Source organism: Streptomyces sp. L-9-10 (assembly GCF_004151105.1).
GTDB lineage: Bacteria > Actinomycetota > Actinomycetes > Streptomycetales > Streptomycetaceae > Streptomyces.
In genome coordinates, this window is sequence record NZ_PHRF01000027.1 from 207028 (window position 1) to 220828 (window position 13801).

General features: G+C 71.5%; 13 protein-coding genes. 8 read left to right on the plus strand and 5 right to left on the minus strand.

Going from position 1 to position 13801, the window contains the following annotated elements:
• Window positions 1-101: 101 nt before the first annotated feature.
• Window positions 102-1163: an NAD(+)/NADH kinase gene (locus CU044_RS07115; RefSeq protein ID WP_129767587.1), complete on the minus strand. Its 1062-nt coding sequence runs from the start codon at window positions 1161-1163 to the stop codon at window positions 102-104.
• A 342-nt stretch (window positions 1164-1505) separates the two neighbouring features.
• Between CU044_RS07115 and CU044_RS07120 the strand changes: the two genes are divergently transcribed.
• Window positions 1506-2432: a PRC and DUF2382 domain-containing protein gene (locus CU044_RS07120; protein WP_240045402.1), complete on the plus strand. Its 927-nt coding sequence runs from the start codon at window positions 1506-1508 to the stop codon at window positions 2430-2432.
• A 234-nt stretch (window positions 2433-2666) separates the two neighbouring features.
• Here CU044_RS07120 and CU044_RS07125 read toward each other — a convergent pair whose 3' ends face one another.
• Window positions 2667-3296, minus strand: coding sequence for a hypothetical protein (locus CU044_RS07125; protein WP_129767589.1), 630 nt, complete (start codon window positions 3294-3296; stop codon window positions 2667-2669).
• A gap of 458 nt (window positions 3297-3754) precedes the next feature.
• On the opposite strand from CU044_RS07125, the gene CU044_RS07130 reads away from it, so the two are divergent.
• On the plus strand, window positions 3755-4339 hold the full coding sequence (locus tag CU044_RS07130) for a TMEM165/GDT1 family protein (protein WP_129767590.1): 585 nt from the start codon (window positions 3755-3757) through the stop codon (window positions 4337-4339).
• A gap of 147 nt (window positions 4340-4486) precedes the next feature.
• Here CU044_RS07130 and CU044_RS07135 read toward each other — a convergent pair whose 3' ends face one another.
• Window positions 4487-5548, minus strand: coding sequence for an iron-siderophore ABC transporter substrate-binding protein (locus CU044_RS07135; RefSeq protein ID WP_129767591.1), 1062 nt, complete (start codon window positions 5546-5548; stop codon window positions 4487-4489).
• Between the two features lie 115 nt (window positions 5549-5663).
• On the opposite strand from CU044_RS07135, the gene CU044_RS07140 reads away from it, so the two are divergent.
• The 4 genes from CU044_RS07140 to CU044_RS07155 all read left to right on the plus strand — a co-directional run bounded on the left by CU044_RS07140 (window position 5664) and on the right by CU044_RS07155 (window position 9221).
• Window positions 5664-6758, plus strand: a complete 1095-nt coding sequence (locus tag CU044_RS07140; RefSeq protein ID WP_205124055.1) for an iron chelate uptake ABC transporter family permease subunit — start codon at window positions 5664-5666, stop codon at window positions 6756-6758.
• Window positions 6755-7819, plus strand: coding sequence for an iron chelate uptake ABC transporter family permease subunit (locus CU044_RS07145; RefSeq protein WP_205124056.1), 1065 nt, complete (start codon window positions 6755-6757; stop codon window positions 7817-7819). The genes CU044_RS07140 and CU044_RS07145 overlap by 4 nt, the downstream gene beginning before the upstream one ends.
• Window positions 7820-7967: 148 nt before the next feature.
• A complete protein-coding gene (locus CU044_RS07150; protein WP_129767594.1) occupies window positions 7968-8450 on the plus strand; it encodes a DUF6153 family protein in 483 nt (160 codons plus the stop codon).
• A gap of 147 nt (window positions 8451-8597) precedes the next feature.
• Window positions 8598-9221 carry a DUF305 domain-containing protein gene (locus CU044_RS07155; RefSeq protein WP_129767595.1) on the plus strand — a complete coding sequence of 208 codons (624 nt, stop codon included), beginning with the start codon at window positions 8598-8600 and terminating at the stop codon, window positions 9219-9221.
• A gap of 134 nt (window positions 9222-9355) precedes the next feature.
• On the opposite strand, the gene CU044_RS07160 is transcribed toward CU044_RS07155, so the two are convergent.
• Window positions 9356-9961 (minus strand): GNAT family N-acetyltransferase, encoded by a 606-nt coding sequence (locus tag CU044_RS07160; protein ID WP_129767596.1) that lies wholly within the window; start codon window positions 9959-9961, stop codon window positions 9356-9358.
• Between the two features lie 250 nt (window positions 9962-10211).
• On the opposite strand from CU044_RS07160, the gene CU044_RS07165 reads away from it, so the two are divergent.
• Together CU044_RS07165 and CU044_RS07170 are read left to right on the plus strand one after the other, a co-directional pair.
• The gene (locus CU044_RS07165) at window positions 10212-10865 is read left to right on the plus strand and encodes an N-acetylmuramoyl-L-alanine amidase (protein WP_129767597.1); all 654 of its coding nucleotides are present in this window, start codon (window positions 10212-10214) and stop codon (window positions 10863-10865) included.
• Between the two features lie 169 nt (window positions 10866-11034).
• Window positions 11035-11439, plus strand: a complete 405-nt coding sequence (locus CU044_RS07170) for an SH3 domain-containing protein (protein ID WP_129767598.1) — start codon at window positions 11035-11037, stop codon at window positions 11437-11439.
• Window positions 11440-11683: 244 nt separating this feature from the next.
• On the opposite strand, the gene CU044_RS07175 is transcribed toward CU044_RS07170, so the two are convergent.
• Window positions 11684-13579, minus strand: coding sequence for a LamG-like jellyroll fold domain-containing protein (locus CU044_RS07175; protein WP_129767599.1), 1896 nt, complete (start codon window positions 13577-13579; stop codon window positions 11684-11686).
• Window positions 13580-13801 lie beyond the last annotated feature (222 nt).

Consider the following 13801-nt stretch of genomic DNA (forward strand, 5'->3'; position numbering starts at 1 on the left):
CCGGCCTCCCCGGCGTCCTCGGCCTCGCTCCGGCTCCCACCTCCCGCGCCCGTCTCTCCACGGACGCGTCGTCGCGTACCCGTTCCGCACCCCGTGAAGCGTCAGTCCGAGGGCGGTGGTGGCAGGCGCAGATGGGCCAGGTCGTCCGGGACCGGGGTGTTGGGGCGGAACAGCGGGGCCGATTCGCCGTCCGCGGCCGTCGCGGGCGCGTCGGTGAGCCGGAAGCGGGCGCGCAGCCGGGTGTAGAAGTCGGTCGGGCCCAACCGGACCAGGCGCAGCCGGTACTTGGCGCCGTACACACCGACCCAGTCGCCCGGCCCGAGCACCCCGCGCAACTGACCGTCGATGCTCAGCGCCACCTCACCGGAGTGGGGCAGTACCCGCAGGGCCACCGATTCGTCGGGCGCCGCCACGACCGTGCGGTCGAACGTCATGTGCGCGGCCACGGGCGTGAAGACCACGGCGTCCATGTGCGGGGAGAGCACCGGGCCTCCGGCCGCGAAGCTGTAGGCCGTCGACCCGGTCGGGGAGGCCACGATGAGCGCGTCCGCGGAGTACGCGGCGAGAAGGCGTCCCGCGATATAGACCCCGAGGCTGACCTGCCGGTCCCGGACGAGCTTCTCCAGTACGACGTCGTTGACGGCGACGATGTCCAGCGCCACCCCCCAGCCGTCGCCCTCCTCGGTGTCCGGCCGGACGTGGGGTGGCGGCAGCGACGGCACCTGGCTGGAGCGCAGCAGCGCTTCCATGACGGTCGGCATCTGCGGCACGCGCGACGTCCGCATCGTGAGCGTCATCCGCTCCTCGATCTCGGCACGCCCCTCGTGGACGGCGTCCAGTGCCTGCGTGACCTTCTCCGCCGGGACCTCGGTCAGGAATCCGACCCGGCCCAGATCGACCCCGAGCACCGCCGCGTCGTTCTTGGCGGCGATCCGGGCTCCGCGCAGGAACGTGCCGTCGCCGCCGAGGGTCAGTACGAGGTCGGGATGGCCGGCCGCGGTCGCCTCCTCCTGGCCTCCGTGGCGCGGTTCGTGCACGTTCCACACATCGATCTCCGTGCAGGGGATCCCGTGCGCCCGGCCCCAGGCGTGGACGGCGCTCGCCGCCTCGACGGCCGCGGCGCGGCCCCGGTGCACCACGAGGCCGATGCGTTCGACAGACATGCTCGCGCTCTCCGTACGTCCGGTCCCTCGGAATCCGTCCGCTCCGGCGGTCGGGGCACCGCCGCGCACTTTCCAGGGTCGCCGATGACCCGGCGGAACGGCCGGGGCCGGTCGGCCCCTTATCGGATTCACCCGAATGGCGGATAGCGCCGGATGGCCCCGCCACCGCACCGACCACCGTGAACGCTGGTCCGACAGGCACCCGTGGCCAGGTCCTCGCCATGCCGGCACGCCGCCCCGGTTGCCCCGGGTCCCGGACGGATGCGCGATGGAGTCGTGCGCGCCTGACCGTGAGGGGCCTATCCCGCAGACGCGCTTCCCCCACGCGAGGAGTGATCGCTGATGTCAGCCGATGGCGTGTTCGACAACCCCAGCAGGCTCAACGGTTTGGCCATATACGACAAGGACGGCGACAAGATCGGCAACGTCGGCCAGGTCTATGTGGGCGACCGCTCGGGCCGCCCGGAGTGGGTCACCGTGAAGACCGGTCTGTTCGGCATGAAGGAAAGCCTCGTCCCGCTGTCCGGCGCCCGCCGCGCGGGTGAGGACATCCACGTCCCGTACGCGAAGGAGACCGTCAAGGAGGCTCCGCGGCTGGACGCGGACGAGCATCTGGACCCCAGTCAGGAGAAGCAGCTCTACAAGCACTACGGTCTGACCGCCACGGGAGCCGGTCTGGGCATGGCCTCGGACACCGCCGCGGGCAGGGGCACGACCTCCGGCACGGCCACGGGCGCGGCCTCCGGCACGGGGCGGACGGGGGCCGGGACGGCTGCCGGCGCGCGGCCGGGTGCCGGCACCACCGCCGGCGCGGCACGGCCCATGGCCGGGGTGCGCGGCTCGATGCCCGGCGAGGACAAGGAACGGTACGGCGAGGAACTGATCCGGTCCGAGGAGCAGCTGCACGTCAGCACCGAGGAACACGAGGTGGGCCACGCCCGGCTGCGCAAGGTCGTGGTGACCGAGAACGTGACCACCTCCGTACCGCTCAGCCATGAGGAGGTCCGGGTCATCCACGAGGCGATCGCGCCCGAGGACCGGTCCGGCGTCCGCAGCTCCCGTATCGGGGAGGCTCAGACCGAGGTGACCCTGCACGCCGAACAGCCTGTCATCCGCAAGGAGTCCGTCCCGGTCGAGCGCGTGCGCATGGAGACGGAGAAGGTGACCGAGCAGAAGGAGGTCTCCACCGAGGTCCGCAAGGAACAGATCGAGTACGACACCGATCAGACCGACACGGGCCTGGGCGGCAGGCGCGGCTCCGGGCGCTGACCCGGCCGGGATCCGCCGTACACGAACGCCCCCGCCCGCCACGTCCGCGTGGCCGGCGGGGGCGGGCCGTACGCGCCCTCGGCGGCCGGCTTCCCGGGGTCGAGGGCGCCCGGCGACTTGCTGCACCCGGCGCGTACGGTGTATGGGCGGCATGGCCTCTCCGAGTGTTCGGGCCGGTGCGGGGACGTGGAACCGCCGGTGCGGGAACGTGGGACCGAGCGGTGGGACCGAGCGTCAGCTCGCGCTCGGGCTGACGCTGGCGCTCGGGCTGACGCTCGTGCTCGGGCTGGTGCTCGCGCTGGGGCTCGCGCTCTGCGGCGGGGTGGTGATGGCCTTGCCCTCGGGGCTGACGACGAACCACTTGGCGCCGAACTCGGTCAGGTCCTGGCCCTTGGTCTCGCCGGGCTTGGTGTCTTCCCTGAACGTGTAGAGCGGGTGGCCGTTGTACATGGCCTGCTTGGTCCCGTCGCTGCGCGTGGTGGTGGTCAGCAGATTCGCCTTGACACCGGCGCCTGCCTGCGGGGTTCCGGTGACGAGCGCGGGCGGCCAGTCCGCCACGCAGTCGCCGGTGCACGTGGACTTCTTCGCCTTGTCCGCCTCGAAGAGGTAGAGCGTATGGCCCTTGCCGTTGACCAGGATCTTTCCGAAGGGTCCGGTCTTGACGGATACCTTGCCCAGTTCCTCGGACGGGTTGACCGACGGGGAGCTCGTCACGGACGAGGACGGGGAGGTGGAGGCCGCCGCGAAGTCCGCGGGCTCTTCCTTGGAGGCCGATCCGCTCCCGCTGTCGGAGCAACCGGCGACCACCCCGGCGCAGAGTGCGGCCGCGGCCAGCGCGGCTGCTGTCCTGGTGTTGATCCTCATACAAGTCTCCTCCAGCTCAGGGCCGCCCCAGGGGCAGCGCAGCGCCCGCCCGATCGCGGTCGCAGCTCCCACTACACGACAGGCTCCGAAAGCGGGCCACCGGACAGAGCCGTCCGGAGTACACGACCCCGGACCGGGCGTACGTACGGTCGGCGCAGGGCCCCCGGCAGGGGCCTTGCGGGCCCTGGCCTGTGGCGGCCTGGGCTCCTCCGTACGGGTGAGGTAGTGTGGGGTGCTGCGAAGGGGAGTAGCCCCGCGAACCGGTCGTCGACACACTGGAACCCCCGGGTTCCCGGTGGCCGGGCCCACTGATCCGGTGGGCGGGCGAGACCTTCGGTCAGGCATTGACGGTGTCCACGCTGTGTGGGCACCACCGTCGTGCCGGGCCGAGTGTCCTCCTGGCTCCGTACGGGGCTTCGCGAAGATCCGGGCCCGGCCCTCAGAGAAAGCCACCCGGAATGCATCTCGACCCCCTGGCGATCGTCACCGCCTTCGGGCTGATCTTCCTTGCGGAGCTCCCCGACAAGACCATGTTCGCGTCCCTTGCCATGGGGACGCGCATGCGCCCGCTCTATGTATGGTTCGGCACCTCGACGGCGTTCCTCGTGCATGTCGCCATCGCCGTCGGCGCGGGCAGTCTGATCGGGCTCCTGCCCGGCTGGATCGTCAAGCTCGTCTCCGCCGCACTCTTCGCGTTCGGCGCCTTCATGCTGCTGCGCGGTGGAGGCGACGACGAGGACGAGGACGGCGAGACGAAGACCGTCACGGGCTTCTGGCCCGTCTACTCCACCGCCTTCATGGCCGTCTTCATCAGCGAGTGGGGCGACCTCACCCAGATCACCACCGCCAACCTCGCGGCCAGCAACGGCACTTGGTCCACCGCCATCGGTTCGGCCGCCGCGCTCATGTCCGTCTCCGCGCTGGCTCTGCTCGCCGGCCGGTTCATCGCCACGCGCGTCCCCCTCAAGACCGTCCAGCGCATCGGCGGTCTGTGCATGCTCGGCCTCGCGATCTGGTCCGTGACCGAGATCTTCGTGGGCTGACGACCGGCCCGCTCCGGGCGGGCGGCGCATACGAAGAAGCCCTGCCCGCCGGTGGAGACCGGCGGGCAGGGCTTCTTTCGGACAGGACGCTTCTCCGGACAGGACGCCTCTGCGGACAAGACGCTTCTGCGGACAGGACAGCGGCGCTCAGGCGGCCGGGGCCAGGTGCTTGTCGAGCACCGCGAGGACATCGCGGGCCGCCGCGGGCCCGGTGTTGAGATAGAAGACGTCGTCATCGACCGGGACCGCCGTCCTGCCCGCGACGGCGGACAGGGTCGGCCAGAGCGGTGCCTTCGTCAGCGCGGACACCTTGGACGCGGGGCCCTGGACTCCGTAGAACAGCCAGTCGGCATCGGCCCGGTCCAGCTGCTCGTTGCTGATGTTCTGGGAGGTCTTGTCGAACTGCTGGCTCTTGGGACGGCCGAGCCCGGCGTCCTCGGCGATGCTCCCGGTGAACGAGGGCACGCCGAAGACCCGCAGCCGGTCGCCGTTCAGCCGCAGGAAGGACACGGTCACCGGCTTGTCGAGGCGCTTGCCGAGCTTCTCGGCGTCGGCGTGGAAGTCGTCGAGGTACGTCCGCGCCTGCTCGGTCTTGCCGAGCCCGTCGGCGACGAGCAGGAAGTCCTGCTTCCAGTACAGCCCCGTGCCCTGGGTGGCGATGGTGGGCGCCAGCTCGGTCAGCGCGGTGTAGAGGGTCTTGGCGTTCTTGCCCGCGATGTTCATCAGGATCAGATCCGGCTTGATGTTCGCGATGGTCTCCAGGTTCGGGTCGACCCGCGAGCCCACGTCCACGACCTTCGCCAGTTGCCCGGCGTCCTTCGGGAAGTCGTCCTTCAGATACCCGGGTACGAGCTCCGCCCCGTCCCCGCGGGTCGAACCCGCCGGCACCGTACCGAGCGTGAGCAGCGCGTCGGCCTGCCCCGTGGAGATCACCACGACCTTCTCCGGTGCGGCCTCAAGAGTGGTCTTGCCTTCGAAGTGGCTGACGGTGCGCGGGAATTGCCCGTCCGGTTTCCCGCTGCCCATGCCCTTGGGCACGGAGCGGGGCGCCGTGTGGGCCGACCCGGCCGGTGTGGCCGGCGCGGCGGACGTCGCGCCGTCGCCCGACGCGTCGGTCGAATTGGTGGAACAGCCGCTGAGCAGCAGGGCGCCGGCTACGGCTGCGCCACTGACGAGACGGGTGAGAGGGAGATCACGGAAGCGGTACACGAGGCATTAGCTTAGGCTTCCCTAAGTGCGGATGAGTAGGTATGACGGTCATGCGATGGATCACATATCCGGAGGTGCGGGTTCCGGAAAAGCGGGGTCCGTGCAAGCTGTTCCCGTGAAAGCGGAGCAGGCGGCCCCGGTCGACGACGAGCAGCGCCCCGACGGGCGGCGAACAGCCGGCCCGCCGAGCGCGCGCCGACGGGCCGGGGGGCTCCGGCGCGGAAAACACCTCGCCGCTCTGGTCGTCTGTCTCGCGCTCGTCGTCCTGCTCGTACTGATCAGCCTGGGCGTCGGCGCGCGGGGCATCCCCCTGGGGACCGTGGGGCGGGTGCTGCTCCATGACGACGGAAGCCCGGAGGCCATCATCGTCCGGCAGTTGAGGATGCCGCGTACCGCTCTCGCGGTGGTCGTCGGTGCCGCGCTGGCGCTGGCCGGGGTCGTGATGCAGGCCATCACCCGCAACCCGCTCGCCGAGCCGGGCATCGTAGGTGTCAACGCGGGCGCCTCCTTCGCGGTCGTGATCGCCATCGCCGCGTTCCATGTCACCGGCGTCTCCGGATACATCTGGTTCGCCTTCGCCGGAGCGGTCCTGGCCGCGCTGGTCGTCTACACCCTCACCTCGGGCGCCACCCGTAGCCACCACCACACCCGGCTCGTCCTGGCGGGGGCGGCGCTGTCCGCGAGTCTCGGCGCCTGTACGGGCATCATCACCATGTTCAACACCACGGCCTTCGACTCCTACCGCTTCTGGGTGGTGGGGGCGCTGGAGAACCGGGGTACGGAAGCGCTCACCGCCGCGGCCCCCTTCGTCGTGGCCGGCACGCTGATCGCGCTGGCGCTCGGCCCGTCCCTGAACGCGCTCGCGCTGGGGGACGAGACCGGGGCGGCTCTCGGCCTCAGGGTCCCCTGGGTACGCGCGGCCGGTTTCCTCTCCATCATGCTGCTCTGCGGCGCGGCGACCGCCGCCGCGGGGCCGATCGCGTTCGTCGGTCTCGTCGTTCCGCATGTGCTGCGGCTGGTCCTCGGCCCCGACCTGCGTCCGCTGCTCCTCTTCGCGCTGCCCGGCGGCGCCATCCTGCTGCTCGTCAGTGATATCGCGGGACGGGTGATCGCCCCGCCGGGCGAGATCGAGGTCGGGATCGTCACCGCGTTCGTCGGGGCCCCCGCGCTGCTCTGGCTCGTCGTCAGGCGCAAGGAGGTCGCGGCGTGAACACCCCGTACCGTCCCGCCGCCCCGACGCGCGTGCTGCGGCTTCCCGGCGCACTCACCCTGCGCTACTCGGGCCGTACCGCCGTCGTGGCGGCCGTTCTGCTGCTGGGGTGCGCGGTGGTGTGGGCGCTCAGCGTGTTCACCGGTACGTACCGGATCGACACGGGCCGGATCCTCGACGTACTCGCCGGCGGCGGATCGGGGACGGACCGGTTCATCATCGTCGGCCAGCGGCTGCCGCGCGTCTGTGCCGCGCTGCTGGTGGGCGCGGCCCTCGGGCTGTCCGGGGCGCTGTTCCAGAGTCTGTCGCGCAACCCCCTCGGCAGCCCGGACGTCATCGGGTTCACCACCGGCTCCACCAGTGGCGCGCTCGTCGTCATCCTGGCCGGCGGGGGTACGGCCGGGCTCGGTGTCGGCGCGGGCTCGGTGCTCGGCGGGCTGGTGACGGCGGTGGTCGTGTACGCGTTCACCGCGTCACGCGGTGTCTCGGGCAACCGGCTGGTGCTCGCCGGTATCGCCGTGGGCGCGATGCTGGCGTCGGTCAACGACTTCCTCATCACCCGCGCCGATCTGGAGTCCGCGGAGAGCGCCAAGGCCTGGACGTTCGGCAGCCTCAACGCCGTCTCCTGGCCGCAGGTCACTCCGCTGGCGCTCGCGCTGCCCGTACTCGCCGTGGCGACCCTGGCCGTGGGCCGGCCGCTGCGGCTCATGGAGATGGGGGACGACACGGCGGGCGCCCTCGGGGTGGACATCGCGCGCGTCCGGGCGCTCGGCCTGCTGCTGGGGATCGCCCTGGCGGGCGCGGCCATCGCCGTCGCCGGCCCGATCGGCTTCCTGGCGCTGGCGGCCCCTCAACTGGCCCGCAGAATCACCCGGGCCCCGGGCGCCCCGATCGGCTCGGCCATGCTCACGGGCGCGCTGATCCTCGCCACCGCCGATCTGCTGGCCCAACGGCTCCTGTCCCCCTTCCAGATCCCGGTGGGGCTGGTCACCGGCGCCCTCGGCGGTCTCTATCTGCTGTGGCTGCTGTCCAGGGAGAAGAGGAACGCCCGGCCCCGGTGACCCCGTATCCGACGGTCCGCCGCACAGGCGCCGGCGGGTCGGCCGCACTAGCGCCGACGGCCGGTCATTGACCGGCGGACGGAAGAGGTCACTCCCTCACGGCCGGGCCGCGCCATGTTGGACGCCACGCATTGTCTACGATGATCCTATGAAGCGATGGTCGCCACGTGGCAGGACCCGGCCCACTGGGCCGCGGGTTCTTCTTCTGCTGCTGGTGACCGCGGTGATGACCGGTCTGCTGGCGATGCACGGGCTGTCGCCCGTTCCCACGGCGGAAGCGCACGCCGCGTCCGCTGCGGCCTCGTCCGCTCCGGCGTCCGCCATGGGCCCGGGATCGGCTTCCGCACCCGCGCCCTCCGTACCCGCGCCCTCCAGTCATGCCATGGCCGCCGGCGCGGTGGACGGGGACTGCGCGCATCAGGAGCACGGGGGCGGCGGGCATCTGGACCACGCGGATGCCACCTGCGCCGCCGCCGGGGTCGGTGCCGGCCCCGCGCTGCCGACCTCGCTCGCCGCCGCTCTGCCCTCCGGCCCGCTCGACGTGCCCGTCGCGCTTCGACAGGCGCCCGGGACGGCGACGGGCGACCGGGCTCCTCCCTCGTTGAGCGAACTCCAACTCCTGCGTATATAGGCGCCGCTCCCGCGGCCGTCGCCCGCTGCCGAGCCGATCACGTCGATGCGCGTCGATTCATGTCGATCGCGTCGATCGGTTCGCCGGGCCGGTGGCCGCCTCCGGTATGCCCTCGTCTCCCCCACCACGCACAGGAGTCGTTCCACCATGACCTCGTACCGTCACACGGCCCGTACGGCCGCCACCGCCGCGGCCGTGACCGCCGCCGCGCTCACCCTCGCCGCCTGCGGCGGGGACAACGGAAGCCCGTCCTCCAGCGCCTCGACGTCCGTGTCCGCCTCGGCTTCGGCGGCGGCGGGCTCGGCGCACAACACCGCGGACGTGTCCTTCGCGACGGACATGATCCCGCATCACCAGCAGGCGGTGGAGATGGCCGACCTCGCCGCCACCCGGGCCTCCTCGGCGGAGGTGAAGAAGCTCGCCGCCGAGATCAAGAAGGCCCAGGACCCGGAGATCAGGACCCTGTCCGGCTGGCTCACTTCCTGGGGCGCGCAGGTGCCCACACAGGGGAGCGCGGATCACTCGGCCGCGGGGCACTCGATGCCCGGGATGATGGCCGAGGGCGACATGTCCACGCTGGAGAAGGCGTCGGGCCCGGCGTTCGACACCGCGTTCCTGAAGCTGATGGTCAAGCATCACGAGGGCGCGGTCGAGATGGCCAGGACCGAGAAGTCGGCCGGGGCCGACCCGAGCGCCAAGGAGATGGCCGACGCCATCATCACGTCCCAGAGCGCCGAGATCACGCGGATGAACAACCTGCTCGACAAGTAGCACCTGGGCCCCGGGGCCCAGGCGACCGGGGACCGCGCCGAACGCGCGGTCCCCGGTCGGCCGCGTGCGGCGCTCCACCCCGAGAGCACCGCTCCGTCAGGAGACCGCCGCTCCGTCGCGAAAGCGGTTCTCCGCTAAGAGAGCAGCGCTCCGCCACTCCCCCTACGGTCCGCGACCGCGACCCCGACGGCCGGAATAGGGATCTCCAGTTCGGGCCGGTCCCACATCACGGCCGGCGGGTTCGCGGCGACGGTGCCGGTGCGACGGGCGCCCACACTGCGGTAGAAACCCTCGGCGGGCGGATGGGAGACGACACGGACGGCGTCGAGCCCGGCGCCACGCGCCTCGTCCGTCATGTGCTCGACGAGCCGGCGGCCGATACCGAGCCCCTGAGCCACGTCCGCGACGAACATCAGATCGAGCTCCGGCGGATCGAGGACGAGCGCGTAGAAACCGAGCAGCCGCTCATCGGTACGCGCGGCGTCGGCGTCGGCCTCGGCGTTGCCCGCGGCCTGTCCGGTCGCCACAGCTCCGGTCGCCACGGCCACGAAGACCCGGTGGGTCTCGATGTAGTCGGGGCCGACCCGGTACCCGGCGATCATCGGCGCGTACGGACCCTCGTAGGCGCGGGAGCCCCGGACGAGCCGGGTGAGCCGCCGGGCGTCCCGCGCGGTCGCCCGCCTGATCGAGACCGTCGCACCGGCCACCCCGTCACCCACACGCGTAACTCGCGAAACCATGGGGTGAGTATTACACCCGCGTCACCGCCGAGGCGTGGCGCCCTATGCGCGAACCCCGGCGCCGGACAGGATGAGGGACGGGGCCGGTGCGCCGAACCGCCCCTGGGGTGCGTCGCGTATGCCAGAGGTCCAGACCGAGAGCCGTTTTCTTTCTTTGCCGGGCGGTTATTGGCATGGCCATGTGGAAGCTTCAGCATGGAACCGCACTACGCGCGTCACCCCTTCCGGGCCACGCACTTCGGGAGACACCATGGAAGCCCACGTCCCCACACAGTCCCGCCGCGCCTTACTGCGCTCCGGAGCCGGTCTCGGCGCCGCCGCGCTGGGACTCGCCACGATCTCCGCCTCCACCGCACGGGCCGCCGGCGAACGGCGTGCCCCGGGCGAGCGGAGCGCTCCCGGCGCCGGACCGCGCGCCTCCGACGCCTATCCGCCCACCCACTGGATCCCGGCCAGCGCCTCCAACTACACGGTGGCCGCCCGTCCGACCACGTATCAGGTCGACTTCGTCGTCATCCATGTGACGCAGGAGAGCTTCCCCGACGCGATGAAGATCTTCCAGGACCCGGCCAAGAAGGTCTCCGCGCACTACATGGTCGCCTCGGCCGACGGCTACATCGGGCAGTTCGTACGGGAGAAGGATGTCGCCTGGCACGCGGGCAACTGGGACTACAACACCCGCAGCATCGGCATCGAGCACGAGGGCTGGGTGGACAGGCCGGAGTACTTCACGGACGCGATGTACGCGTCGTCCGCGGCGCTGACCGCCGCCGTCTGCGCCAGATACGGCATTCCCGGGACACGGGAACACATCATCGCCCACAGCGAGGTACCCGGCGCCACGCACACCGACCCGGGCCCGCTCTGGGACTGGGACCGGTACATCGCTCTGGTCAACGGCTGACCCGTCCACGGTTCCACCACGCGCGCGGTCGGAGGCCGTTGCCGGCCGCGCCACCGAACACAACGAGCACACCGCCCCGTTCGGGTGAGGAATCCCGGCCGGTCTGGCGGTCGTCCCGTCCCACGTGCCATAAGGAGGAGCCAACGTCCCACAGGGGAAAGAGAACACCGTGTCCAGAATGCGCACGGGGCGCCGCGTCGCCTCGGCTCTCGCCGTACTCGTGATCGCCTGGGCCGGGCCCCTGGCCGCGACACCCGCCGGCGCCGCCTGGTCCCCCGCCGCCTCGTCCGCGGCGGACGGTGCCCCGGCGCCGCGGGCGGCGAAGGTGCCCGTGGGAGAGCCCAGGGGCAAGGTCGTCTCGCGGATCACCCTGAGCATCCGTGAGGAGCCGACCTCCCGCTCCGCCTATCTGGGCGGCCTGCGGCCCGGCACGGTCATCCCCCTCTTCTGCAAGGTCAGGGGCGAGAACGTGGACGGCAACACCCTGTGGTACCTGCTCGGGGACGCACGGCCCGGCTATGTCGCGGCGCGTTACGTCGAGAACCAGTCGCCGGTGCCGTTCTGCCGACGCTGACCGCCCCGCGAGGAGCGAGCGTGCCCGGCGAGGCCTACCGACTCGCCCACACCGGTGGCGGACGCCCCGGCAGAACCCATCCGGTCTTCGAACCGGCCGACGGGTACTGCTACGCGCAGGACGTCGCCGCATACTTCGCCCGCAGCCGCGCCTCATCGGCCGGCTCTGAGACGACCGGGTACCGGCCAAGAGGACGGCCGGGTGGCGGCGGACATGAGCCCGCCGCCGCCACCCGGCCCACTCGTCACGCGAACGGTGTCAGGAAGTCCTTGGGCGCGAGCGCCCGGCTGACGATGCGGGTGTCACCGATCCAGCCGTAGAAGCCCTGGCCGAACAGCTCGTCGAACTGGGTGGCCCCGATGACGAAGGGCTTGCCCAGCGTGGCGATACCGGTCGACTTCTGGGCCGGGTTCCGCGCGATCTTCGAGCCGTCGACGTACATCACCGTACGGCGGCCGTCGTTGACGAGGGCGATATGCATCCAGCGGCCCACCGGGACGGCGTGGCTCCAGGAGGTGGGGTCGGCGTCCTGGCGCTGCGGGTAGACGACGAACTGGAGGAATCGCTCGGGGGAGAGATTGAGGCTGCACGTCGGCTCGTCGGGCGACCAGCCGGTGGTCTTGCCCGCGTCGCCGTTGCGCCCCTCCCAGCTGAGGATCCCCATCCAGGCGTGATCACCGTCGAACGGCTCAGGGAGCTTGATGAAGGTCTCGATGGTGTAACCCGAGGTGAAGGTGGCGCTGTTGAGCGGGGCGCCCGCCGCGGTGGTGAGGACCGCGCCCCGGTCCGGGGCCTTGCCTCCGTCGAAGCGCAGGCTCGCGTGGGCCGGCTGGCCGAGGTGGTGCTCGGCCGACCAGGTCAGCGCGTCGGCGCCGCTCGCGTGGAGCCGACGCACCGTCAGATCGTTTCCGTTGCCGGTCAGGTCACGGGCGACCCTGCCGTCCGTCACGGGCTTGCCCGCCCGGCCGGCGTCCGGCAGGCCGGAGGAGTCGAACCGCCAGTAGGCCACGGTGCCGCGCGGCATCACGGCGGAGGCGGGCCGCGGGGCGGGCGGTGCGGCCGGGGCGAAGCCCGCGAACCGCTCGGTGAAGTCGATGTCCAGGCTGAACCGGTCGACCGGGCCGGACAGTTCGATGGTCTCGGCCTCCAGGGGTGTCCGCTTCGCCGGATCGCGGGAGAGGAACCACGGGGAGAACGTCTCGACGTCGATGACCCCGCGGGCCAGATCGAAGCCGTACAGCCGGATCATCCCGGCGCCGCCGTAGTAGCGGTCCTGGTAGTTGGTGATCTGGACGTGTACGTCATGACCGGCGTCGTTGGTCAGTACGGTGCGGCCCGGCGGCCAGTAGTGACCGCCCAGGGCCAGGAAGATCTGGTCGTTGCCGCGGACGATGCCGTCCCACAGCCGCTTGCCGTTGTCCGACAGCTGGGCCGCGCCGTCGTCGTCCGCCCAGGCGAGGTCGTGGGTGGTCAGCACGGCGGGCAGCGACGGGTGCTTGTCGAGCACGCCCTGTGCCCAGCGCAGCCCGCTGTCCGACACCCGCCAGTCCAGCGCGAGGATCAGCCACTCGCGGCCTGCCGCGCGCAGCACGTGGTAGCTGTTGTAGCCGTCGGGCGAGGCACCGCCGAAGGTCGGCATGGAGGAGTAGCGCTTCGGTCCGAAGGACTTGAGATACGCGCTGTCGCCACGCTGGTCGTCCGTCGACCCGTTGATGTCGTGATTGCCCGCGAGGACGCTGTAGGGCACCTTGCCGTGGAGGGTACGGAAGGTGTCGGCGGCGAGTTCGATCTCTTCCCCGGTGCCGTGTTCCGTGACGTCACCGAGGTGCGTCATGAACGCGATGTTGGATTCGCCGCGCTCGGAGACGAGATACCGGAACGTCTCGCGCAGCGGGGCCGGGTCGGAGCTGTCGGCGTCGAAGAGGTACTGGGTGTCCGGAAGGACGGCCAGCGCGAACCGGGGGGTGTCGGCGTCGAACCGGCCGCCGCCGCCCCCTGCCGTGGCCGCCGCCGTCGCTGTCGCCGCACGCGCCGGTGCGGTGTCGAGCGCCGTGGCCGCGACGCCCGCGGCGGGTACGACGAGCGCGGCCTGAAGCAGCGCCCGTCTGTCCAGATTCTTCTTGCTGTCTGCCGTACTCATGCGCACTCCATGTACTGGATGTCCGTGTCCGCTGCACTGTGCTGATCGGCCGTGTCCTTCCGGTGGCAGGGAGCTGAACGGTGGCCGCCCTCCGCCGCACGAATGGGCCCACAGGGCACGAAGTGGCCCGGATCGTACGGTGGGCTCCGGCGCGGCCGGGTGCACCGCTGACGCCGTCGTGGTGATGCGTGAAGATCGTCACTACGGCCGCGCGACAGCGCG

Bases quoted from the DNA above. Each gene is read 5' to 3' on its own strand.
- CU044_RS07155 (WP_129767595.1), top strand. From the start codon at position 8,598: ATGACCTCGTACCGTCACACGGCCCGTACGGCCGCCACCGCCGCGGCC.
- CU044_RS07175 (WP_129767599.1), bottom strand. From the start codon at position 13,579: ATGAGTACGGCAGACAGCAAGAAGAATCTGGACAGACGGGCGCTGCTT.
- CU044_RS07115 (WP_129767587.1), bottom strand. From the start codon at position 1,163: ATGTCTGTCGAACGCATCGGCCTCGTGGTGCACCGGGGCCGCGCCGCG.
- CU044_RS07120 (WP_240045402.1), top strand. From the start codon at position 1,506: ATGTCAGCCGATGGCGTGTTCGACAACCCCAGCAGGCTCAACGGTTTG.
- CU044_RS07130 (WP_129767590.1), top strand. From the start codon at position 3,755: ATGCATCTCGACCCCCTGGCGATCGTCACCGCCTTCGGGCTGATCTTC.
- CU044_RS07165 (WP_129767597.1), top strand. From the start codon at position 10,212: ATGGAAGCCCACGTCCCCACACAGTCCCGCCGCGCCTTACTGCGCTCC.
- CU044_RS07150 (WP_129767594.1), top strand. From the start codon at position 7,968: ATGAAGCGATGGTCGCCACGTGGCAGGACCCGGCCCACTGGGCCGCGG.
- CU044_RS07160 (WP_129767596.1), bottom strand. From the start codon at position 9,961: ATGGTTTCGCGAGTTACGCGTGTGGGTGACGGGGTGGCCGGTGCGACG.
- CU044_RS07125 (WP_129767589.1), bottom strand. From the start codon at position 3,296: ATGAGGATCAACACCAGGACAGCAGCCGCGCTGGCCGCGGCCGCACTC.